Here is a 20,802-nt window from a genome sequence, read left to right as displayed (position 1 = left end):
GTCAAGGGGTGCGGGGACGTCAGTGGACGGGGTGCATGGTGCGTCTGAGCCAGGGCGCGGACGCGATCACCGCGAGGCCGGCGGCCACCGCGATCGCGCCGTTGACCCCGAAGTAGGCCGCGTTGGAGACCTTTCCGTACACCTTCACGGTCTGTGCCTGGATGCCGTTGGCGAGTGCGAGGGAGAGGAACCAGAGCGACATCGTCTGGCTGGCGAACGCCCGGGGCGCGAGCTTGGTGGTCGCCGACATGCCGGAGGTCTCAAGCAGCACATCACCGAGCCCGAGCAGCAGATAGGAGCCCACGATCCACCAGGCCGCCATCTTGTACGTGTCGGAGTCGTGCCCGGCCGTCGGCACCACCATCAGCAGAAAGGAGAGCCCGCCCAGGACCACACCGAAGGCGATCTTGTTGGAGGCGTGCGGCTGACGCGGTCCGAGCCGGGACCAGACCGTCGCGACCACCGGCGCGAGGGCCACCTCGAACGCGCCGAGCGCCGAGGCGTACCAGCTCGCCGGGAAGTGGAAGCCGAGGATCTCGGTGCGCGCGTTGGACGACGCGAGCAGCATCATCGTCGAGTACGCCTGGAAGAGGATGAAGTTGAAGACGACCGAGGCCGCGAAGAGCACGAGGTAGGGCCGCAGCCGGGCGCGCTCCTCGGCGTTCACTCGTGGGCTGCGGAACATCACCGTGAAGTAGACGGCGGGCGCGATCACGGAGACGACGGTGAGCACGTCGACGAACCGGCCCATCGTCAGCCACCCGGCCAGCGACAGCGCGGTGGCGAGCAGTCCGGCCACGACCGCCCCGCCCGCCATCAGGCGCACGGCCCGACGCATGCCCTCGGGCGGCAGCGCGTACTCGGCCGCGTGCTTTCGCCCGGCCAGATGGCGCCGCCCGGCGACGTACTGGACGAGGCCGAACGTCATCCCGATCGCCGCCGCCGAGAAGCCCCAGTGCCAGCCCTGGTGGTCGCCGAGCCAGCCGGTGATCAGCGGGCCGGCGAAGGCGCCGATGTTGATGCCCATGTAGTAGAGCGCGAAACCGGCGTCGCGGCGCTCGTCGTCGGTGCGGTAGAGCTTGCCGACCATGGAGGCGACATTGGGCTTGAGCAGCCCCGTGCCCGCGCTGATGAGACCGAGGCCGACCCAGGTCGCGGCCGGGGTGGGGACGGCCATCGTGTAGTGGCCGCAGGCGATCAGGACGCCGCCGTAGAGGACCGCGCGGTACGAGCCGAGGATGCGGTCGGCGAGCCAGCCGCCCGCGACCGAGACCAGATAGACGAGCGTTCCGTACGCCGCCGAGACCGAGGCGGCCGTGGCGGCGTCCATGCCCATGCCGCCGTGCGCGACCGTGTCGGCGAAGTAGAGGACCAGGATCGCCTGCATGCCGAGGAAGGAGAAACGTTCCCACACCTCCAGGCCGGAGAGGGTGAGCAATCCCTTCGGGTGGCCCAGGAAAGCATGGTCGTCTTCGGGCGGCGGCTGCTCGGCTCCCGGTTCCGGCGCGGTGTCGGTCGTCGTCTCGGACAAAAGGTCCACTCCTGATCGTATAAGCCGATCACGAACATACCGGGGTCCATCGGACTGTGCGCGTGGGGTGACGGGAAGGCGCCCACGGTGATCGAACAGCGACCGGATACGCTGACTTGAGTGAAGACAGCGACACATCGACAATCCGTGTGATCGTCAGCAGACAGGAGTACCCCTCGTGACCGTCGTCGGGCCGTTCGGGCTGAGCGTGCGGGACCAGGCTCTTGAAGCCGATGTCCAGACCGGATTGGCGGCAGTCGAGGCGGGCCTGCTCGATGCCACCAAGAGCGAGGTCCCCTTCATCACGGAAGCCGCGCAGCACCTCGTGCGTGCGGGCGGCAAACGGTTCCGGCCGCTGCTAGTGATGCTCGCCGCGCAGTTCGGCGACCCCTACGCGCCGGGTGTCGTGCCCTCGGCGGTGGTGGTCGAACTGACGCATCTGGCGACGCTGTACCACGACGACGTGATGGACGAGGCCGAGGTGCGGCGCGGAGTGGCCAGCGCCAACGTCCGCTGGGACAACTCCGTCGCGGTCCTCACGGGTGACTTCCTGTTCGCCCGCGCCTCGCACATACTGGCCGACCTCGGCCCGGAGGCCGTACGGATCCAGGCCGAGGCGTTCGAACGGCTGGTCACCGGCCAGATCCTGGAGACCGCGGGCCCGCGCGACGGCCGCGACCCGGTCGAGCACTACCTCGACGTGCTCGCCGGCAAGACCGGCTCGCTGGTCGCCGTCTCGGGCCGGTTCGGCGCGATGATGTCCGGCGCGGACGAGACGGTCGTCGACATCCTCACCCAGTACGGCGAACGGCTCGGCACCGCGTTCCAGCTGGCCGACGACGTCCTGGACATCGCCAGCGACTCGCACGAGTCCGGCAAGACCCCCGGCACGGACCTGCGCGAGGGCATCCCGACCCTGCCGGTGCTGCACGTACGGGCGCTGGCCGCCCAGCACGGCCGCCCGGAGGACCTGGAGCTCGTCGCGCTGCTCGACGGCGACCTGACGGACGACGCCCGGCACGCGGAGGCCCTGCGCCGCCTGCGGGTCCACCCGGCCCTGGAGCAGGCCCGCCGCGACACCGTCCGCTACGCCGAAGAGGCCCGCGCGACCCTCGCCCCGCTCCCCGAGGGCTACGCGAAGTCGGCTCTGGAGGAGCTGTGCGACGCGGTGGTGCACCGGGCGGGTTAGGGGCCCGCGCCCCTAAAGGGGCGCGGGGCTGTGTCGCTTCAGTAGCCCGAGCCGCTCGACGGGGTGGAGTTCGTACCGCCGGACGTGGTGCCGCCACCGGTGTCGGCGGTCGCCTTCGCGCCGGTCGGGGTGATGGCGAACCACGTACCACCCGCACCCTGCCCGTACGCCTCCCGAGGCTGGTCGTCCTTGGAGTACCGGTAGACCGGCCAGCCGGCGAGCGTCAGCTGCTTGCTGCCGTCGGGCCGGGTGAGCGTGCCGACCAGGGCCTTGTCGATGCCCTTGACGCTCAGCTTGTCGGTGGCGGGCGCCGGGGCCGGTGGCCAGATCGCGGCGCAGGCGGCCAGGCAGGCCGAGTGGGACGGCTTCGCGGTGTCCATGTCGAAGCGGTAGAGGACGTACCCCTTGCTGTCGGTGACCACCGTGCCGACCTTGTCGACCTTGGTGGCGCTGAGGGTGGAGCCGGCCGGGGTCGCCGGGGCCGTGGTGCCTGTCGACGGCTTTTCGGTCTTGCTGCTGTTGCTGCTGCCGCATCCCGTGGCGGCGAGCGCGAGGACGGCGGTCCCCGCTGCCGCGCCTAGGGCGATGCGATGGACGGTGAGCATGGCGATCCCCTTTGGTGGTGCCGGTTGCTCTCACTCAGGTGTACGGATTCCGGCCAAGTGCCACTCGAACACTTCTACTGACAGTTATGTGACCCAGATCACACTGTTGGAATGAGTCCAGACTGAGATCGATGCCGTACCCCTGCCCGGAAGCCTACGCATCAGTCGAAGGCAGTGCAGAAGTCAACGAACATCTGCATACAGGGGGAAACGATAATGAAACGGAATCGCAAGAGCATCCTTGTCGGCGCCACCGCTGTGGCGGCCGCCGCCGGAATCGCCTTCGCGATCATCCCGGCATTCGCCGCCGGAGGGGGCGGCGGCAACGACCACGCGCGCGAGGGTGCGGGATCCGCGGTCGTACAGAGCAGCGGCAACACCAAGGAGGGCGCCACCTACTTCGTGGCCAGTCTGCGCAGCGCCAACGAGGTGCCCGTGGCGGGCAAACCGGCGGTCGGCGACCCGGACGGCGTCGCCCTCGAGTTCGTCCGCGTCCAGGGCGACACCGTCACGTTCGCGGTGAAGTGGCGCGGCACTGGCAAGCCGACCATGCTCCACATCCACCAGGGCGTACGCGGGGTCAACGGCGCTGTGAAAGTCGACTTCAGCGACCAGTTGGGGAGCGTCACGGGTGGCGGCGGCTGGCAGCGGGCCGCAGGCTCCGTCACCGTCAAGGACACGGCGCTGCTCGCCTCTCTGAAGAGCGATCCCAGTGGGTTCTACGCCAATCTCCACACCGCCGAGTTCCCCGGCGGCGCGGTCCGGGGCCAGCTGCACAAGGTCGAGCCGTACGACCTCTCCAAGGCGGTCGACGGCGGGGTCTTCCAGGCGTCCGTGGTGCAGGGCCGCCAGGTGTACGAGTGCAAGAAGGGCGCGGACGGTACGACGGCGTTCGCCCAGCGCGATGTCGCGGCCGTGCTCGGCGGCGGCATCCGGCACACCTTCACCGCCCCCAACTCCGGTACACCGCAGTGGATCGCCCCCGACCCCAGCGCCGTCACCGGCAAGGTGCTCATCAAGTCCCCCAACGGGGACGGAAACATCCCCGAGTTGGACCTCCAAGCGACGCAATCGGGCGCGCGCCACGGCCTGTTGGCGCGTACGGACGAGATCCTCCGGCTCAACACGGCCGGTGGTGTCGCACCGGCGGGCGCCTGCTCGACGGGTGCGGTCGTCGGGGTTCCGTATCGGGCGGACTACGTCTTCATCGCCCGCTGACCTCAACGTCTTTGGCGCTTCTGACAGGTACGCGACGCCCTACCCCTACTGGGCGGGGGCGGTGTCGCGTGCCTGTGTCATCCCAGAGAGGTACACGAGGTTGCTCCCGGGGGCTGACGCGTTCACACGGCCGATTTGGTCAGATGGGAAACACCACTCCTGACCAATTCGGGTGAGAATGGCGGCGCGGAGTGGACAGAGCGCAGCACTACGGACGGACGCCGCCGACCACGGAGGTAAGGCACACATGGCACCGAACGACAGCGCACACACCACCGAGGAGGCCGGGGACCTCGTCGCGGGCCGCCGCAAGGCAGCGCGCTATCTGGTCCCGGTCGGGGTGGCGGGGGTGGCGGCCGCGACGATCGGGCTGGTCCCGGCGCTCGCGGCTTCAGGTGACCCCGATCTGCCGAAGATCAGCGCACAGCAGCTCATCGAGAAGATCGCCGCGTCGGACGCCCAGCAGCTCTCCGGCACGGTGAAGATCAACACGGACCTGGGACTCCCGTCCTTCGGCGGCCTGGCGGGCTCCTTCGCCCCCAAGGGCGGCCCGGGCGGCGGCTCGTCGGCCTCGCCCGACAGCAAGCTGATGGAACTGGCCTCGGGCTCGCACACCCTGCGGGTCGCGACCGACGGCCAGGACAAGCAGAAGCTGTCGGTGCTCGACAAGGCGTCGGAGTACAGCGTCATCCACAGCGGCACCGACGTGTGGGCGTACGACAGCGCGTCGAACCAGGTGTACCACTCGAAGCGCGCGGCCGACGGCAAGAAGGAGTTCCGCGGCGGCGTCGAGAAGGGCCACCCGGGCAAGGCTCCGGAGTCGATGCCGACCACGCCCAAGGCGATGGCCGAGCAGGCCCTCAAGGCAGTCGACCCCACCACGTCGGTGACGGTCGACGGCACGGTGCACGTGGCGGGCCGGGACGCGTACCAGCTGGTGATCAAGCCGAAGCAGTCCGGCTCGACCATCGGCGCGATCCGGATCGCGGTGGACGCGAAGAACGGTGTGCCGCTGAAGTTCACGCTCGCCCCGGCGGGCGGCGGCAAGGCCGTGATCGACGCGGGCTTCAGCAAGGTCGACTTCGCCAAGCCCTCGGCGTCGACCTTCGACTTCACGCCGCCCAAGGGCGCGAAGGTGACGCAGGACGACGGCAAGGCGCACGCGGGCAAGGCCCCCCAGGGCAAGGGCCAGGGCAAGGAGTTCAAGGGCCTGAACGTCATCGGGAAGGGCTGGAACTCCATCGCCCGCCTCGACGTTCCAGGAGGTAAGGGCATCCCGTCCGCGCACTCCGACAAGGGCGGCAAGGGCGGTGGCTCGCCGGAGGCCCAGAAGTTCCTCAACTCCCTGGGCGACAAGGTCACGGGCAAGTTCGGCTCGGGCACGGTCTACAAGACCCGCCTGATCAACGCGCTGGTGACGGACGACGGCAAGGTCTACGTGGGCGCGGTCACCAAGGACGCGCTGGTGAACGCGGCGAACGCCGCGAAGTAGTGGGCGGGAGGGGGGACTTGGGTCCCCCCTCGCAACCCCCCTGAACTCCCAGTGCCTCCGCCGGCGGCGATCAGTCGAGGGGGTCTGGGGCGGAGCACCGGTTACGGGAAGGGGCGGGGTGGGGAACTCAGCATCGGTGATCGAGACGCACGGACTCAGCAAGCGATACCGCGGTGGCCAACTCGCCGTGGACAGCCTGGATCTCACGGTCCCCGGCGGCAGCGTCTTCGGCTTCCTGGGCCCCAACGGCTCGGGCAAGACGACGACCATCCGCATGCTGATGGGCCTCATCGAGCCGACCTCCGGCACCGCGAGGGTCCTCGGCAGCCCCATGCCCCGCGCGGGGCGGACGGTCCTGCCGCAGGTGGGCGCCCTGATCGAGGGTCCCGCGCTGTACGGCTTCCTCTCCGGCCGCGACAACCTCGTACGGTACGACTCGGCCGATCCGACGGCCGACCCCCGCACCCGCGCGCGCCGGGTCGCCCACGCGCTGGAGCGGGTCGGGCTCGCCGCCGCGTCCGGCAAGAAGGCGCGGGCGTACTCCCTGGGCATGAAGCAGCGGCTCGGGCTCGCGGCCGCGCTGCTCCAGCCCCGCAAGCTGCTGGTCCTGGACGAGCCGACCAACGGTCTCGACCCGCAGGGCATGCGGGAGATCCGCTCCCTGGTGCGGGAGCTGGCCGCCGACGGCACCACGGTCTTCCTCTCCTCGCACCTCCTCGACGAGATCGAGCAGGTCTGTACGCACGCGGCGGTGATGACCCAGGGCCGCCTGGTCGTCCAGGGCGAGGTCTCCGAGCTCTCGGCGGGCAACCGGGGACGCCTCGCCGTCACCACACCGGACCCGGCCGACGCGGCCCGGCTCCTCAAGGAGCGCGGCATCGCGGACGTGACCGTGGACGGCGACCGGGTGACCGGCGAAGTCCCGCCGGACGACGTGGAGTTGGCGGAGCTGAACGCGGCGCTGGTGCACGCCGGCGTACGGGTGAGGGCCTTCGGGGTCGAACGGGCCTCGCTGGAGGACGCGTTCGTCGCGCTGACGGGGGAGGGGTTCGATGTCGCGGGCTGAGACGGAGGCGACGGGAGCCGCGGAGGCGGCCGGTGTCGCGGGGGAGCCGGACGTCCCGAAGGCGCCCGGTGATGCGGCGGCGCCACCCGCCCCCACGCCCACCGCGTCCGATGCCACGAACCATGCCCCGGACCGGGGTGAGGGTGTGGCGTCGGCGGCGCTCGCGTTGCCGCGCCCCAGCCCCCTGTGGGCGCTCGGACTGTTCTGGTCCGAGCTGGTCACCGTGGTGCGGCGGTGGCGCACGCTCGCGCTGCTCGGCGTGCTGGCGGCCGTCCCCATCCTCATCGGCGTGGCCGTCAAGATCGAGACCCGGAACGGCGGAACGGCGGGCCCCAGCGGAGGCGACGGTCCCGCGTTCATCTCGCAGGTCACCAACAACGGGCTCTTCCTCGTCTTCGCCGGGCTCGCCGCGACCCTCCCGGTCTTCCTGCCGATGGCGATCGGCGTGGTCGCGGGCGACTCGGTAGCGGGCGAGGCCAACGCGGGTACCCTGCGCTATCTGCTGGTCGCCCCGGCGGGCCGGACCCGGCTGCTGCTCGCCAAGTACGCCTCGACGCTGGCGTTCTGCCTGCTCGCGACGCTGGTCGTGGCCGCGTCCGCGCTGGCGGTGGGCGCGCTGCTCTTCCCGCTCGGCGAGGTCACGACGATCTCCGGCACACAGATATCGTTCGCGGACGGTTTGGTGCGCTCACTGGCGATCGCCGGGGTGGTGGCCCTGTCGCTGACCGGTGTGGCCGCGCTCGGCCTGTTCATCTCCACGCTCACCGGCAGCGGCATCGCGGCGATGGCGGCGACCGTGGGCCTGCTGATCACCGTGCAGATCCTGGACCAGATACCCCAGCTGCACGCGATACACCCGTATCTGTTCCCGCACTACTGGCTGTCCTTCGCGGACCTGCTGCGGGTGCCGGTCTACTGGGACGAGCTGGTGAAGAACCTGGAGCTTCAGGCGCTGTACGTGGCGGTCTTCGGATCGGCGGCGTGGGCGCGCTTCACGGCCAAGGACATCACGGCGTGACGGTGGCCTGACCCGGTGGCGACTTCCGGGTGCGGCCGGGCTACGGAACCGGACAACGGAGGCGGGCAACGGAACGGTCGTGCGAGCCGACCCCCGTGGCGGCTCGACACGACACGTACCGTTTCCTCGGCACATTGTTGGATCAGACCATTCCGCTGTCAATACGCTTCGGGTCGTCCTCGTAGACTCGGCACGTGACCGACTCGCCGCGTCCAGCCCCCAACCCCCGGCGCCGGAGCGAGAGATCGCGCCGCGCGATCCTCTCCGCAGCCCTCGAACTGTGCGCGGAAAACGGATACGGCAAAGTCACCATCGAGGGTGTCGCGGCGCACGCGGGTGTGAGCAAGAAGACGATCTACCGCTGGTGGTCGACCAAGGGCGCGGTGCTCCTGGAGGCGGTGATCGAGGAGGTGGTCAGTGCCTCGCCGCTGCCGGACACCGGGAACATCGACGCGGACATGGTCACCCATGTCACCAGCGTGATGCGGCTCTTCACCTCGCCGGTGATCGGCCCCGCGTACACCGGGATCCTCTCCGAGCTGCTGCACGAGGAGGCGCTGGCCAGGGCGGTCAACGAGGAGCTGGTGGCCCCGCGCGTCGCCCTGGTCCATCAGCGGCTGGACGCGGCCCGGCGCCAGGGGCAGCTGCCGCCGGACGCGGATCTGGAGCTGGCCGTGGAGATGCTGTACGGCCCGCTGTACTACCGGCACGCCCTGAAGCGGCCGTTCCACGACGAGGAGCGGCTCGTGGAGCTCGTGGCGCATGTCATGCGCGCGCTGCGGGCACCGGCTCGGGGCTGAAGAAGGTCTTGGCGAGGGTCGTCGCCTCGCCGTCCTCCCCGATGGTGCCGGGGCGGTTGGCGCGGCCGAGCAGGACACCGCCGAAGTTCATGCCCATGTACGCGGCGGTGTGGCGCAGGGTCCCGACCAGCGGGTCCGCCACCGACGGGTCGGCGGTGGCCAGCGCGGTGACGCCCCACAGGGTCCGCCCGGCCATCCGCGGCCTGAACTCCAGACCCGGCACCCGCATCCACCCCGACCAGTGGTCGAGGTAGTGCTTGACCGGGGTGGACACGCTGTACCAGTACAGGGGCGAGGCGATGACGAGGTCGGTCGCCTCCAGGGTCGCGTCGAGCAGCGTGGCGGCGTCGCCGGTCGGCTCGGCGTAGTGCCCCTCGCCGTCGTGGCGCCGGTCGACGAACTCGGGCAGCCGCAGCGCCGAGAGATCCAGCCAGCGCTGCCCGGCACCGGCCGGCAACTGCTCGGCGGCGAGCCGGGCCAGCGCCTCGGTGTTGCCACCGGGACGCGTACTGCCGAGCAGGAAAAGGAAGTTGCGGGCCATGGTCCCCTCCGTACACAAAGCGTGGGCACGCGAAAGCATGCGCGTGCAGTATATGCACGCGCATGCTTTTTGCGGGAGGAGGGCTGAGGGGGGTCAGTCCCCCGGAACCGCCTCGGAGTCCCGGAGCCGCCTCATGACGCCAGCTGCCAGAGTGCGTAGGCGATGGCGTCGGTGTGGTGGCCGAGTGCCGTGTCGTCGATGTTCGCGCTGGTGTCGCACGACTGGTGATAGCAGGCGTCGAACGCCTTGCCCGCCGTGCCGCCCCACTTCTGGGCCTGGGCCGGGGTCTTGATGTAGTCGGCGCCGGAGAAGAGGCCGCCGACGGGTATCCCGGCGTTCTTGAACGGGGCGTGGTCGGAGCGGCCGTCGCCCTCGGTCTCCACTTCGGTGGGCAGGGAGAGCTTGGCGAAGTAGTCCTTGAAGACCTTCTCCAGGGCCGGGTCGTCGTCGTAGACGAAGTAGCCCGGGTTCGGTGAGCCGATCATGTCGAAGTTGAGATAGCCGGAGATCTTGGCCCGCTCGGTGGAGGAGAGGCTGTCGACGTAGTACTTCGAACCGACCAGCCCCAGTTCCTCGGCGCCGAACCAGCCGAACCGCAGATGCTTCGCGGGCTTGAGCTGGGCGCGGGAGACGGCGAGCGCGGTCTCCAGGATCCCGGCCGAGCCGGAGCCGTCGTCGTTGACGCCGGGCCCCTCGTCGACCGAGTCGAGGTGGGCGCCGGCCATCACGGTCCTGCTGGTGTCGCCGCCCGGCCAGTCGGCGATCAGGTTGTAGCCGGTGGCGCCGGAGGAGGTGAACTGCTGGACGGAGGTGGTGAATCCGGCCGCGTCCAGCTTGCCCTTCACATAGTCGAGCGAGGCCTTGTAGCCGGCGTGGCCGTGGGCGCGGTTTCCGCCGTTGGCGTCGGCTATCTGCTGGAACTGTGCGAGGTGCGCCTTGACGTTGGCGACGGGGATGTCGGGGGCGGTCGCGGCGATCGGCGTGGCGGACGTGGTCGATGCGGCGGGTGGGGCCGCCTGGACCGTGGGTGCGGCGAGGCCGAGCGTCATCGCGGCGGCGAAGGCCGCGCCCGTGGTGAGGGCGTGCCTGCTGTGTTTCGTGCGCATGGGGGGCTCCGTGTTCCGTAGGAGATGGGACGGAAGCGCGAGCCCGATGTTCAAGGAGTATCTGACCCACCGTCAAGAATGGATTCCGGACACGGGAGTTCGCGGACCGGACGCCGACTGGGGAGAATGCCGAGGCCGCTGGCCGGAACTCGACGACGTTACGGGGCGTTGTACGCGTCGTACGACGCGCGAGCGGCCGCGATCTCGCTCTGATGCTCCTCGGTCCAGGTGACCAGCGAGCGGATGGTGTGGTGCAGGGTCTGGCCGAGCGGCGTCAGGGCGTACTCGACGCGGGGCGGCACCACCGGGTGGACCGTGCGGCTGACCAGGCCGTCGCGCTCCAACTGGCGCAGCGTGACGGTCAGCATGCGCTGACTGATGCCGTCGATCTCCCGGCGCAGCTCGGTGAAGCGCAGCACGCGGCGGTCGAGCAGGGCGATGACCAGCAGTGACCACTTGTCGGCCACGCGGTCCAGGATCTGCCGCACCTCGCATCCCTCGCGGGTGTCCCACTGGAAGGGATCGGTGTCGCCCTGGGCGTCCGGGGCGGCCGGGTCGGTTACTTCGCAGTGCCCGGGTGACCTCAAAGTGCCTTCTTCCATGGGCCGTTATCGTGCCGCAGGCTGTCCTTGGTTACAAGAGGGAACTGACCACCGTTCCGGTAACCGCCCCCTTCCCGTACCTCCTTGATGGGAGTCGTCATGCCCGTACGCGCCCGGGTGCTGCTGCTGGTCCTCTGCGGCACGATCTTTCTGGAGGGCATCGACGTCGCGATGTTCGCGGTGGCGGTGCCGACCATCCGGTCCGATCTGGGGCTTTCGACGTCCGAGGCGGCGTGGGTGATGAGCGCGTACGTGCTCGGCTACGCGGGCTTCACCCTGCTCGGCGGGCGCGCTGCCGATCTGCTCGGGCGGCGCCGGATGTTCCTGGGCGCGCTCACGGTCTTCCTGCTCTTCTCCGGCCTCGGCGGATTCGCCACCACCGGATGGATGCTGATCGCCGCGCGCCTGGTGACCGGGGTGTCGGCGGCTTTCATGACGCCCGCCGCGATGTCGATCATCACGACCTCGTACGAGGAGGGCCCCGAGCGCAACCGGGCGCTGCTGGTCTTCGCGGGGACCGCCGCCGGGGGCTTCTCGCTGGGGCTGGTCATCGGCGGGCTGCTCACCGGATTCGGCTGGCGGTGGGTGTTCTTCGCGCCGGTGCTGCTCGCCGGGGCGCTGCTCGCGGCGGCGGTACGGCTGGTCCCGGCCGAGGCGCGCCCGTCGCGCAGCGGGAGCTTCGACGTGGCGGGGGCGGGTGCGGCGGCCGGGACGATGGTGCTCCTCGCCTACGGGATCGTGCGCCTGGAGCACGGCGCGGCGGGGTGGTGGCTGACGGCCGGGTCGTTCGCGGCGGGGCTGCTGCTCGCGGGGGTGTTCGTCGCGGTCGAACGCCGCGCCCCGGCCCCGCTGGTCCGGCTCGGCATCCTGCGCAACGCCGCGACGGTACGGGCGGATGCGGGCGCCCTGCTCTTCGTCGGCTCGTTCTTCGGCTTCCAGTTCATCGCCACGCTGTACCTGCAGGAGCTGCGCGGCTGGTCGTCGATGCGGACGGCGCTCGCGCTGGTGGTGATGGGGTGCGACGCGGTGCTTGCGCCAACGCTCACGCCCCGGCTGGTGAACCGGTTCGGCAACGCGCGGGTGATCCTGGGCGGATTCCTGCTGGCGATCGTGTCGTACGGGCTGTTCGTGCCGGTCGGCGACGACTGGTCGTACGTGGCGATGCTGCCGACGCTGGTGCTGACGGGGGTGGCGTTCGCGCTCGCGTACGGGCCGTTGGCGATCGCGGCGACGTCGGGGGTCGCGGAGTCGGAGCAGGGGTTGGCCGGCGGCCTGCTCCACACGTCGACACAGTTCGGGTCGGCGGTGGGGATTTCGGCGGTGACGGCGGTGTACGGGGCGGTGTCGTCCGGCCACGACCGCCTGGAGGCGTTTCGGGCGGCGCTGGTGGTGCCGGTGGGGATGGTGGTGTTGGGGGCGGTGCTCACGGCGTGGGGGCTGCGGGGTTCGTCCCCCACCCCGCCCCTTCCCGAAAGCTCTGGGCGAGCGGCCGAGTTCGTCGGCTGACCGCCGGTGGGGGCTTGTCGCGCAGTTCCCCGCGCCCCTAGGGGGGCCCGCAGGGCCCATCAAGGGGCGCGGGGCTGTGTCGATTTGCGGCTCCGCCGCGTGGGCGCGAGCAACCCAGCACGATCCGCACCCGAAGCGGGGCGCAGGGGCGCAACCCCGCGTACCCACCCACCCCAGCGGGGTGCAGGGGCCGCAGGCCCCGCCCGGGGGTCCGGGGGGCTTAGCCCCGGGAAAACCACCTCAACCCCCACCCACCCCCGGAGGGTTCAGGGAAGGGGCGGGGTGGGGGCTAAGCCGCCGGTTCGCGGGTCGGCGTCGCGTCCGGACGAACCGCCGCCGCGGACTCCGTCGCCGCCGCCAGCGCCACCCGCCCCCGGTGCGCCGTGCGCAGCGCGTCCCAGGTCAGGAGGGTGAGGGCGAGCCAGACCAGGGAGAAGCCGGCCCAGCGCTCCGGCGGCATCGCCTCGTGGAAGTACAGGATGCCCAGGCCGAACTGGAACACCGGCGCCAGGTACTGGAGCAGGCCGAGCGTCGACAGCGGCACCCGGATCGCGGCCGCGCCGAAGCACACCAGCGGCGCCGCCGTGACGACACCCGTCGCCGCGAGCAGCGCCGAGTGCCCCGCGCCCTCGGACCCGAACGTCGCGTTCCCGGACGCCCCGAGCCACACGAGATACCCGAGCGCCGGCAGGAACTGCATCGCGGTCTCGGCCGCCAGCGATTCGAGCCCGCCGAGGTTGACCTTCTTCTTCACCAGCCCGTACGTGGCGAACGACAGCGCCAGCGTCAGCGAGATCCACGGCGGCCGCCCGGCCCCCACGGCAAGGACGACGACCGCGCCCGCGCCGATCGCCACCGCCGCCCACTGCACCGGCCGCAGCCGCTCCTTCAGCAGGAGCACGCCCATCGCGATGGTGACCAGCGGGTTGATGAAGTAGCCCAGCGACGCCTCGACGACGTGGCCGGAGTTCACCGACCAGATGTAGACGCCCCAGTTGACGGTGATCACCGCGGCCGCGAGGCCGATCAGGGCGAGGCGGCGCGGCTGGCGTACGAGCTCGCCGATCCACGCCCAGCGGCGCAGCGCGAGCAGCGCGACGACGACGAACGCCAGCGACCACACCATGCGATGGGCCAGGATCTCGATCGCGCCGGCGGGCTTCAGGAGCGGCCAGAAGAGCGGGACCAGCCCCCACATCCCGTAGGCGCCGATCCCGTACAGCAGTCCTGCCCGCTGCTCACCGGCGGCACCGGTGTCACCGGTAACACCGGCCCCGGCGGCGGTTTTCGGTTCCTCGGCCACTGGCCCTCCCTGCGCGCGCGTCAACCTTGTTGAAGGTAGCGCCAGCGGGCCATTTCTGTCATGCCCTATATCCGAAAACGGTCCTGACGGCCGGACCGGTTCCGTTTATCGGGGGGCCGGTTCCGATTACCGGTCGCCCGCCCCGTGTCCCGCGTCCGCTCAGAACCTCAGACGGCCGTCGCGATCGTCGTCGCGATCGGGGTCGTCGGGCGGCCGATCAGCCGGGCCAGGTCGCCGGACGTGGCCGCGAGGCGGCCGCGCTCGATCGCCAGGTCCACGTCGACCAGGATCTCGGCGAACGGGGCCGGGACGCCCGCGCCGGTGAGGATGCCGAGGTGCACCTCGGGCGCCACGGCCTGGTACGCGATCTCCTTGCCGGTCGCCCGCGCGACCTCCGCCGCGTACTCCGCGAACGACCACGCCACGTCGCCGCTCAGCTCGTACGCCTTGCCCAGGTGGCCCTCGCCGGTCAGGACGGCGGCAGCGGCGGCGGCGTAGTCGGCGCGGGCGGCCGAGGCCACGCGGCCCTCGCCCGCGTTGGAGACGACGGCCCCGTGCGCCAGGACCGGCGCGAGGTTGGCCGTGTAGTTCTCGGTGTACCAGCCGTTGCGCAGGAACGTGTACGGCAGGCCCGAGTCGAGGATCAGCTGCTCGGTGGCCCGGTGCTCGTCCGCGAGCGTGAAGTCGGCGGCGGGCCCGCCCAGGATTCCGGTGTACGCGAGCTGTGCGACCCCGGCGGCCTTCGCGGCCTCGATGACGGCGGTGTGCTGCGCCACGCGCTGCCCGACCTCGCTGCCCGAGATCAGCAGCACCCGGTCACCGGCGTGGAAGGCCCCGGCCAGCGTCTCGGGCGCGCTGTAGTCCGCGATCCGCAGCTCCACTCCGCGCGCGGCGATCTCGGCGGCCTTCTCCTTGTTCCGTACGACGGCGGCTATCGAGTCCGCCGGAACGCCCGCGGTGAGCAGCTCGTCGATGACGAGACGGCCGAGGGATCCGGTGGCTCCGGTGACGACGATGCTCATGGCTGCTGACTCCTTGGCTCTGGGTTCCTGCGCGGAACCCGAGGTCCCCGTGCGGAACCCGTGACACTCACCGTACGGCTAGCGCTAACCTTTCGTAAGTACACACTTTGAAGTAAGGTACTGGTATGGCAGTAAGTACCCCGCCCCATGCCCGGCCCGCCGAGGACCTCCGCGAGGCCATGTGTCCGCACCGGCTCGTCCTGGAGCACGTCACCAGCCGCTGGGGCGTCCTCGTCCTGCTCGCGCTGACGGAGCGGTCGTTCCGGTTCAGCGAGCTGCGCCGGCACGTCGGCCGGGTCAGCGAGAAGATGCTGGCCCAGACCCTGCAGACGCTGGAGCGCGACGGTTTCGTGGACCGTGACGCCAAGCCGGTCATCCCGCCGCGCGTCGACTACTCGCTGACCCCGCTGGGCCGCGAGGCCGCCGAGCGCGTAGGGGCCCTGGCCGAGTGGACCGGGGTGCGGATGGAGCAGGTGCAGGAGGCCCGCGCCGCGTACGACACGGCCCGCGGGTCGAAGTCCGCGTAACGCCTGCACGCCTACACCCCTACTCCGGCTGAGGCTCCCGCCCCGCCTCCAGCGACCGCAGCGCCCGCGAGACGTCGAACGGCAGCACCGTCACCGCGACCGACGGCAGATGCTCCAGGGCCTTGGCCATCGCCTCGCCCGTGCCCCGGTGCAGCAGCCTGCCGAGGAAACCGGTGTACGTGCGGTGCGGGACCAGGACCGTGAGCCACGTCCGGTCGTCCTCGGTCGTCCGGGCCGCGAGCTCCACCATCGCGTGCCGCAGCCGCCGGTCCGGGCACTCCACCAGCTCCAGCGGCACCGAGGTCGCCGCCGTGTCCTCCCACTGCGCGGCGAGGCGCCGCGCATGCGCCTCGTCGATCGCGAAGTGGACCGCCCGGAGCTCGTCGGGCCGCAGCTCATGCGCGTACCGCAGGGCCTTGAGGGCGGCCAGGTCCATCGTCTCGACCAGGACGAGGACCAGATGGCGGCGGCCGTGCGGCAGATCGGCGCCCGGGGCCTGGAGGGTGTTCAGGGCCGCGGCCTCGCGCCGGTACTCGCGGTTGATCCGCGTCAGCGCCCACACCCCGAGCGGGAACACCACGACCACCAGCCAGGCGCCCTCGGTGAACTTGGTGACCGCGAAGATCAGCACGACGGCCGCCGAGACCACGGCCGCCGCCACGTTGACGGCGACCTTCAGCCGCCGCCTGCGCTCGCGTCGCCGCAGGTGGTACGCGGTGAGCCCGGCCCCGGCCATGGTGAAGGCGGTGAACACCCCGATCGCGTACAGCGCCACCAGCTTGTCGACATTGGCACGCGTGACGAGCAGCAGCGCTATCGAGACGACGGTCAGCGCGATGATCCCGTTGGAGAACGCCAGCCGGTGCCCGCGCCGGGTCAACTGCCGTGGCAGGAACCGGTCCTCGGCCACGAAGCTCGCGAGGTAGGGGAAGCCGGTGAACGGGGTGTTGGCGCCGGTGTAGAGGATCAGCGCGGTCGCGAGCTGGACGAAGACCAGCCCGGCCGTCCCCAGCACCCCGCCCCCGAAGGCGAAGTGGGCCTCCTGCGCGATGACGGTCGGGGTGCCGTCGACGTACGGCACCGCGTGCGTGTAGTGGGCCAGCGTCGACACGCCGAGCACCAGAATGCCCAGTACGCAGCTCATCGCGATCAGCGTGCGGCGCGCGTTGCGGCCCTGCGGCTCGCGGAATGCCGAGATCCCGTTGGAGATCGCTTCGAGCCCGGTCAGCGACGACCCGCCGTTGGCGAACGCCCGCAGCACCATGAACAGCGAGGCCCCGTACAGCCAGCCACTGCCCGCGCTCCCGACCGGAATCGCGCCGGGGGCGTGCAGATCGGCGCGCGGCAGCCCGCTCGTGAGCCCGCGCGCGGCCGAGGCGATCAGTACCAGCGCGACCGCCGTGATGAACAGGTAGGCGGGCAGCGCGAAGAGCCGCCCCGCCTCCCGCACCCCGCGCAGGTTCCCGTACGCCAGGAAGAGGATCACCCCGGCGGAGATGGGGAGTTGGAGGTGGTCCATGCCGGTCCACTGGCCGCCGAGGAGATGGGCCAGCGAGATGATCGCGTTGGTCCCGGCCGACACCTGGACCGCGACCGTCACGATGTAGTCGACGAGCAGCGCCACGGCCGCGATCTGCGCGATGTCCGGCCCGAAGTTCTCCCGGGCGACGACGTACGAGCCGCCGGCCCGGGTGTAGATCGTGACGACGTCGCTGTAACAGAGCGTCAGAAGGACGAGGACGAACAGGATCGCGCCGGTCACGGGCATCAGCAGACTGAACGCCGCCGCCCCGACGACCGGCACCAGCACCCGCAGCATCTCCTCGGAGCCGTACGCCGACGAGCTGATGCAGTCGGAGGCGAGCACCCCGAGCGCCGTGCGGTTGTCCAGCTTCTCGTCGCTGATGCGCTCGGTGGTGAGCGGCTTGCCGAGCAGCCGCCGTTTGACGCGGTACGCGAGACGGTCCATGGTCATATGAGTACGGGTGCCCGGCCGGGGGACCACGCAGACTCCCCGGCCGGGCACCCGTACTGATTCAGCCGGTTGCCCCCGCTTTGTTCGTCACCCGATGACGGTCCAGGTGTCGTTGCCGGTGAGGAGGTTGGTGAGGTCGCCCTTGCCGCGCTGCTCGATGGCGGTGTCGAGCTGGTCGGCCATCTGGGTGTCGTAGACGGGCCGTTGGACGCTGCGGAGGACGCCGATGGGGGTGTGGTGCAGGGTGTCGGGGTCCGCGAGGCGGGAGAGGGCGAACGCGGTGGTGGGGGAGGGGTTGTGGGCGTCGTGGACGAGGATGTCGGCCTCGTTGTCCGCCGTGACCTCGACAACCCGCAGATCCCCGGTGGCCTGATCGCGTACGACACCCTTGTGCTGGTCGGTCCCGAAGCGGATCGGCTCCCCGTGCTCCAGGCGGATGACGGCCTCTTGGGCCTGCTCGTGGTCCTTGAGGGTGTCGAAGGCGCCGTCGTTGAAGATGTTGCAGTTCTGGTAGATCTCGACGAGCGCGGTGCCGGGGTGGTCGGCGGCCTGGCGCAGTACGTCGGTGAGGTGCTTGCGGTCGGAGTCGATGGTGCGGGCGACGAACGACGCCTCGGCCCCGATCGCGAGGGAGACCGGGTTGAAGGGCGCGTCGAGGGAGCCCATCGGCGTCGACTTCGTGATCTTGCCGACCTCGCTGGTCGGCGAGTACTGGCCCTTGGTGAGCCCGTAGATCCGGTTGTTGAACAACAGGATCTTCAGGTTGACGTTGCGGCGCAGCGCGTGGATGAGGTGGTTGCCGCCGATGGAGAGCGCGTCGCCGTCGCCGGTGACGACCCAGACGGAGAGGTCGGTGCGGCTGGTGGCGAGACCGGTGGCGATGGCCGGGGCGCGGCCGTGGATGGAGTGCATCCCGTAGGTGTTCATGTAGTACGGGAAGCGGCTGGAGCAGCCGATGCCGGAGACGAAGACGATGTTTTCCCTGGCCAGGCCGAGTTCGGGCATGAAGCCCTGGACGGCGGCGAGGACGGCGTAGTCACCGCAGCCGGGGCACCAGCGGACTTCCTGGTCCGACTTGAAGTCCTTCATCGACTGCTTGGCCTCGGCCTTGGGGACCAGCTTCAGCGCCTCAGACATGGATGGCCTCCTTGAGGGCCGTCGCGAGCTGCTCGGCCTTGAACGGCATTCCGTTGACCTGGTTGTACGACTGCGCGTCCACCAGGTACTTCGCGCGGATGAGCGTGGCCAGCTGGCCGAGGTTCATCTCCGGAACCACCACCTTGGAATAACGCTTCAGCACCTCGCCGAGATTCCCCGGGAAGGGGTTGAGGTGGCGCAGATGGGCCTGGGCGATGGGCTGTCCCTGGGCGCGCAGCCGACGCACGGCGGCGGTGATGGGTCCGTACGTGGAGCCCCAGCCGAGCACCAGCGTGCTCGCCTTGTCCGGGTCGTCGACTTCGAGGTCGGGGACCTGGATGCCGTCGATCTTGGCCTGGCGGGTGCGGACCATGAGGTCGTGGTTGGCCGGGTCGTACGAGATGTTGCCGGTGCCGTCCTGCTTCTCGATCCCGCCGATACGGTGTTCGAGGCCGGGGGTGCCGGGGATCGCCCAGGGGCGGGCGAGGGTGTGCGGGTCGCGTTTGTACGGCCAGAACACCTCGGTGCCGTCGGCGAGGGTGTGGTTGGGTCCGGTGGCGAACTGGGTGCGCAGGTCCGGGAGTTCCTCGGCGTCGGGAACTCGCCACGGCTCCGAACCGTTGGCCAGGTAACCGTCGGAGAGCAGGAACACCGGCGTGCGATACGTGAGCGCGATCCGGGCCGCCTCCAGGGCGGCCGTGAAGCAGTCACCGGGCGTTTTCGGGGCCACGACCGGGACGGGGGCTTCACCATTGCGCCCGTACATCGCCTGCAGCAGGTCGGCCTGCTCCGTCTTGGTGGGCAGACCTGTGGAGGGGCCGCCGCGCTGGATGTCCACGATCAGCAGCGGCAGCTCCAGGGAGACCGCGAGCCCGATGGTCTCCGACTTCAGGGCCACGCCCGGGCCGGAGGTGGTGGTCACGGCCAGCGATCCGCCGAAGGCTGCCCCGAGGGCCGCGCCGATACCGGCGATCTCGTCCTCGGCCTGGAAGGTGCGGACGCCGAAGTTCTTGTGCTTGGACAGCTCGTGGAGGATGTCGGAAGCGGGGGTGATGGGGTACGAGCCCAGGAAGAGCGGCAGGTCGGCCTGGCGGGAGGCGGCGATGAGGCCGTACGCGAGGGCGAGGTTGCCGGAGATGTTGCGGTAGGTGCCGGGCGGGAACGCGGTGGTGGCGGGGGCGACTTCGTAGGAGACGGCGAAGTCCTCGGTGGTCTCCCCGAAGTTCCAGCCTGCCCGGAAGGCGGTCACGTTCGCCTCGGCGATGTCCGGCTTGCTCGCGAACTTGCGGCGCAGGAACGCCTCGGTGTTCTCGGTGGGCCGGTGGTACATCCAGCTCAGCAGGCCGAGCGCGAACATGTTCTTGGAGCGCTCGGCCTCCTTGCGCGAGAGCCCGAAGTCCTTCAGCGCCTCCACCGTCAGCGTGGTGAGCGGCACCGGGTGGACGCGGTAGGCGTCCAGGGTGCCGTCCTCCAGCGGGCTGGTGGCGTAGCCGACCTTCGCCATGGGGCGCTTGGTGAACTCGTCGGTGTTGACGATGATGTCCGCGCCGCGCGGCACGTCCGCGAGGTTGGCCTTGAGGGCGGCGGGGTTCATCGCGACGAGGACGTTGGGTGCGTCGCCGGGGGTGAGGATGTCGTGGTCGGCGAAGTGGAGCTGGAAGCTGGACACGCCCGGGAGGGTGCCTGCGGGGGCGCGGATCTCGGCCGGGAAGTTCGGCAGCGTGGAGAGGTCGTTGCCGAACGAGGCGGTCTCCGAGGTGAAGCGGTCACCGGTCAGCTGCATGCCGTCGCCCGAGTCACCCGCGAAACGGATGATCACCCGGTCGAGACGCTTGACCTCTTTTTCGCCTTTTTCGCCGACGGGCTTGCGCGGTTCCCCGACGACGGCCTCATTGGCCCCGTCGGCCTGCTCGGCTGGCGTACTGACCTGGCTGGTCACTGAACTGGACCTCCCTCGGACGGGCTGCTCGGGCGCGCCGGGCGTACCGGTCGCTCCACAGCCCACCCTACGTCGGTAAGGGTCGCCTTCCTTGGACCGGTCACATCCTGGACGCCCTTTTGGGACGATCCAGTGTCCTGGTTTGTCATGGTTCAGTCGCCCCCCGGCGTCTTCCCGCGTGTCGCCCCTCGTTCGGTCGAGCTCATCCTTTGGTGCTAGGTCCCC

General features: G+C 70.5%; 18 protein-coding genes. 8 read left to right on the top strand and 10 right to left on the bottom strand.

Annotation, left to right across the window (positions count from 1 at the left end; all coding sequences use genetic code 11):
* Nucleotides 1–19: 19 nt before the first annotated feature.
* Nucleotides 20–1,531, bottom strand: a complete 1,512-nt coding sequence (locus BG418_RS26465; protein WP_188276453.1) for a peptide MFS transporter — start codon at nucleotides 1,529–1,531, stop codon at nucleotides 20–22.
* Between the two features lie 178 nt (nucleotides 1,532–1,709).
* Between BG418_RS26465 and BG418_RS26460 the strand changes: the two genes are divergently transcribed.
* Nucleotides 1,710–2,720 (top strand): polyprenyl synthetase family protein, encoded by a 1,011-nt coding sequence (locus tag BG418_RS26460; RefSeq protein ID WP_188276452.1) that lies wholly within the window; start codon nucleotides 1,710–1,712, stop codon nucleotides 2,718–2,720.
* Between the two features lie 38 nt (nucleotides 2,721–2,758).
* Here BG418_RS26460 and BG418_RS26455 read toward each other — a convergent pair whose 3' ends face one another.
* Nucleotides 2,759–3,325, bottom strand: a complete 567-nt coding sequence (locus BG418_RS26455) for a hypothetical protein (RefSeq protein WP_188276451.1) — start codon at nucleotides 3,323–3,325, stop codon at nucleotides 2,759–2,761.
* A gap of 216 nt (nucleotides 3,326–3,541) precedes the next feature.
* Between BG418_RS26455 and BG418_RS26450 the strand changes: the two genes are divergently transcribed.
* The 5 genes from BG418_RS26450 to BG418_RS26430 all read left to right on the top strand — a co-directional run bounded on the left by BG418_RS26450 (nucleotide 3,542) and on the right by BG418_RS26430 (nucleotide 8,919).
* Nucleotides 3,542–4,543 (top strand): CHRD domain-containing protein, encoded by a 1,002-nt coding sequence (locus BG418_RS26450; protein WP_188276450.1) that lies wholly within the window; start codon nucleotides 3,542–3,544, stop codon nucleotides 4,541–4,543.
* 247 nt (nucleotides 4,544–4,790) lie between these two features.
* Nucleotides 4,791–6,035, top strand: a complete 1,245-nt coding sequence (locus BG418_RS26445) for an outer membrane lipoprotein carrier protein LolA (RefSeq protein WP_188276449.1) — start codon at nucleotides 4,791–4,793, stop codon at nucleotides 6,033–6,035.
* Nucleotides 6,036–6,153: 118 nt separating this feature from the next.
* Nucleotides 6,154–7,101 (top strand): ATP-binding cassette domain-containing protein, encoded by a 948-nt coding sequence (locus BG418_RS26440; RefSeq protein WP_188276448.1) that lies wholly within the window; start codon nucleotides 6,154–6,156, stop codon nucleotides 7,099–7,101.
* Nucleotides 7,088–8,119: an ABC transporter permease gene (locus BG418_RS26435; protein ID WP_223185369.1), complete on the top strand. Its 1,032-nt coding sequence runs from the start codon at nucleotides 7,088–7,090 to the stop codon at nucleotides 8,117–8,119. The genes BG418_RS26440 and BG418_RS26435 overlap by 14 nt, the downstream gene beginning before the upstream one ends.
* A gap of 194 nt (nucleotides 8,120–8,313) precedes the next feature.
* Nucleotides 8,314–8,919 carry a TetR/AcrR family transcriptional regulator gene (locus BG418_RS26430; protein WP_188276447.1) on the top strand — a complete coding sequence of 202 codons (606 nt, stop codon included), beginning with the start codon at nucleotides 8,314–8,316 and terminating at the stop codon, nucleotides 8,917–8,919.
* Here the strand turns inward: BG418_RS26430 and BG418_RS26425 are convergent.
* From BG418_RS26425 to BG418_RS26415, 3 genes are all read right to left on the bottom strand, one after another.
* Nucleotides 8,885–9,460 (bottom strand): flavodoxin family protein, encoded by a 576-nt coding sequence (locus tag BG418_RS26425; RefSeq protein ID WP_188276446.1) that lies wholly within the window; start codon nucleotides 9,458–9,460, stop codon nucleotides 8,885–8,887. The two genes, BG418_RS26430 and BG418_RS26425, sit on opposite strands and share 35 nt — an antisense overlap.
* A gap of 131 nt (nucleotides 9,461–9,591) precedes the next feature.
* Nucleotides 9,592–10,566 (bottom strand): M28 family metallopeptidase, encoded by a 975-nt coding sequence (locus BG418_RS26420; protein WP_188276445.1) that lies wholly within the window; start codon nucleotides 10,564–10,566, stop codon nucleotides 9,592–9,594.
* A 158-nt stretch (nucleotides 10,567–10,724) separates the two neighbouring features.
* Nucleotides 10,725–11,168, bottom strand: coding sequence for a helix-turn-helix domain-containing protein (locus BG418_RS26415; protein ID WP_188276444.1), 444 nt, complete (start codon nucleotides 11,166–11,168; stop codon nucleotides 10,725–10,727).
* A 99-nt stretch (nucleotides 11,169–11,267) separates the two neighbouring features.
* On the opposite strand from BG418_RS26415, the gene BG418_RS26410 reads away from it, so the two are divergent.
* Nucleotides 11,268–12,674 (top strand): MFS transporter, encoded by a 1,407-nt coding sequence (locus BG418_RS26410; protein ID WP_188276443.1) that lies wholly within the window; start codon nucleotides 11,268–11,270, stop codon nucleotides 12,672–12,674.
* Between the two features lie 289 nt (nucleotides 12,675–12,963).
* Here the strand turns inward: BG418_RS26410 and rarD are convergent, their stop codons facing one another.
* Both rarD and BG418_RS26400 read right to left on the bottom strand, forming a co-directional pair.
* Nucleotides 12,964–13,872, bottom strand: coding sequence for an EamA family transporter RarD (rarD, locus tag BG418_RS26405; RefSeq protein ID WP_262928612.1), 909 nt, complete (start codon nucleotides 13,870–13,872; stop codon nucleotides 12,964–12,966).
* Between the two features lie 272 nt (nucleotides 13,873–14,144).
* Complete coding sequence (locus tag BG418_RS26400) at nucleotides 14,145–14,999, bottom strand: SDR family oxidoreductase (RefSeq protein WP_188276442.1); 855 nt, start codon at nucleotides 14,997–14,999, stop codon at nucleotides 14,145–14,147.
* 125 nt (nucleotides 15,000–15,124) lie between these two features.
* On the opposite strand from BG418_RS26400, the gene BG418_RS26395 reads away from it, so the two are divergent.
* Entirely contained in the window at nucleotides 15,125–15,526 is a 402-nt protein-coding gene (locus tag BG418_RS26395; RefSeq protein ID WP_188276441.1) for a helix-turn-helix domain-containing protein, read from the top strand.
* Nucleotides 15,527–15,545: 19 nt separating this feature from the next.
* On the opposite strand, the gene BG418_RS26390 is transcribed toward BG418_RS26395, so the two are convergent.
* From BG418_RS26390 to BG418_RS26380, 3 genes are all read right to left on the bottom strand, one after another.
* Nucleotides 15,546–17,501, bottom strand: coding sequence for an APC family permease (locus tag BG418_RS26390; protein ID WP_188276598.1), 1,956 nt, complete (start codon nucleotides 17,499–17,501; stop codon nucleotides 15,546–15,548).
* A gap of 87 nt (nucleotides 17,502–17,588) precedes the next feature.
* Complete coding sequence (locus BG418_RS26385) at nucleotides 17,589–18,638, bottom strand: 2-oxoacid:ferredoxin oxidoreductase subunit beta (protein WP_188276440.1); 1,050 nt, start codon at nucleotides 18,636–18,638, stop codon at nucleotides 17,589–17,591.
* The gene (locus BG418_RS26380; protein ID WP_188276439.1) at nucleotides 18,631–20,577 is read right to left on the bottom strand and encodes a 2-oxoacid:acceptor oxidoreductase subunit alpha; all 1,947 of its coding nucleotides are present in this window, start codon (nucleotides 20,575–20,577) and stop codon (nucleotides 18,631–18,633) included. The genes BG418_RS26385 and BG418_RS26380 overlap by 8 nt, the downstream gene beginning before the upstream one ends.
* Nucleotides 20,578–20,802: the final 225 nt, after the last annotated feature.

This window comes from Streptomyces sp. CBMA152, assembly GCF_014596475.1.
Taxonomy (GTDB): Bacteria; Actinomycetota; Actinomycetes; order Streptomycetales; family Streptomycetaceae; genus Streptomyces.
The sequence above is the reverse complement of the archived record's forward strand: the minus strand, read 5'-3'. Positions and strand labels throughout refer to the sequence as shown.

Bases quoted from the DNA above. Each gene is read 5' to 3' on its own strand.
- BG418_RS26455 (WP_188276451.1), bottom strand. From the start codon at position 3,325: ATGCTCACCGTCCATCGCATCGCCCTAGGCGCGGCAGCGGGGACCGCC.
- BG418_RS26450 (WP_188276450.1), top strand. From the start codon at position 3,542: ATGAAACGGAATCGCAAGAGCATCCTTGTCGGCGCCACCGCTGTGGCG.
- BG418_RS26445 (WP_188276449.1), top strand. From the start codon at position 4,791: ATGGCACCGAACGACAGCGCACACACCACCGAGGAGGCCGGGGACCTC.
- BG418_RS26435 (WP_223185369.1), top strand. From the start codon at position 7,088: ATGTCGCGGGCTGAGACGGAGGCGACGGGAGCCGCGGAGGCGGCCGGT.
- BG418_RS26425 (WP_188276446.1), bottom strand. From the start codon at position 9,460: ATGGCCCGCAACTTCCTTTTCCTGCTCGGCAGTACGCGTCCCGGTGGC.
- BG418_RS26420 (WP_188276445.1), bottom strand. From the start codon at position 10,566: ATGCGCACGAAACACAGCAGGCACGCCCTCACCACGGGCGCGGCCTTC.
- BG418_RS26415 (WP_188276444.1), bottom strand. From the start codon at position 11,168: ATGGAAGAAGGCACTTTGAGGTCACCCGGGCACTGCGAAGTAACCGAC.
- BG418_RS26410 (WP_188276443.1), top strand. From the start codon at position 11,268: ATGCCCGTACGCGCCCGGGTGCTGCTGCTGGTCCTCTGCGGCACGATC.
- rarD (WP_262928612.1), bottom strand. From the start codon at position 13,872: ATGTGGGGGCTGGTCCCGCTCTTCTGGCCGCTCCTGAAGCCCGCCGGC.
- BG418_RS26400 (WP_188276442.1), bottom strand. From the start codon at position 14,999: ATGAGCATCGTCGTCACCGGAGCCACCGGATCCCTCGGCCGTCTCGTC.
- BG418_RS26395 (WP_188276441.1), top strand. From the start codon at position 15,125: ATGGCAGTAAGTACCCCGCCCCATGCCCGGCCCGCCGAGGACCTCCGC.
- BG418_RS26390 (WP_188276598.1), bottom strand. From the start codon at position 17,501: ATGACCATGGACCGTCTCGCGTACCGCGTCAAACGGCGGCTGCTCGGC.
- BG418_RS26385 (WP_188276440.1), bottom strand. From the start codon at position 18,638: ATGTCTGAGGCGCTGAAGCTGGTCCCCAAGGCCGAGGCCAAGCAGTCG.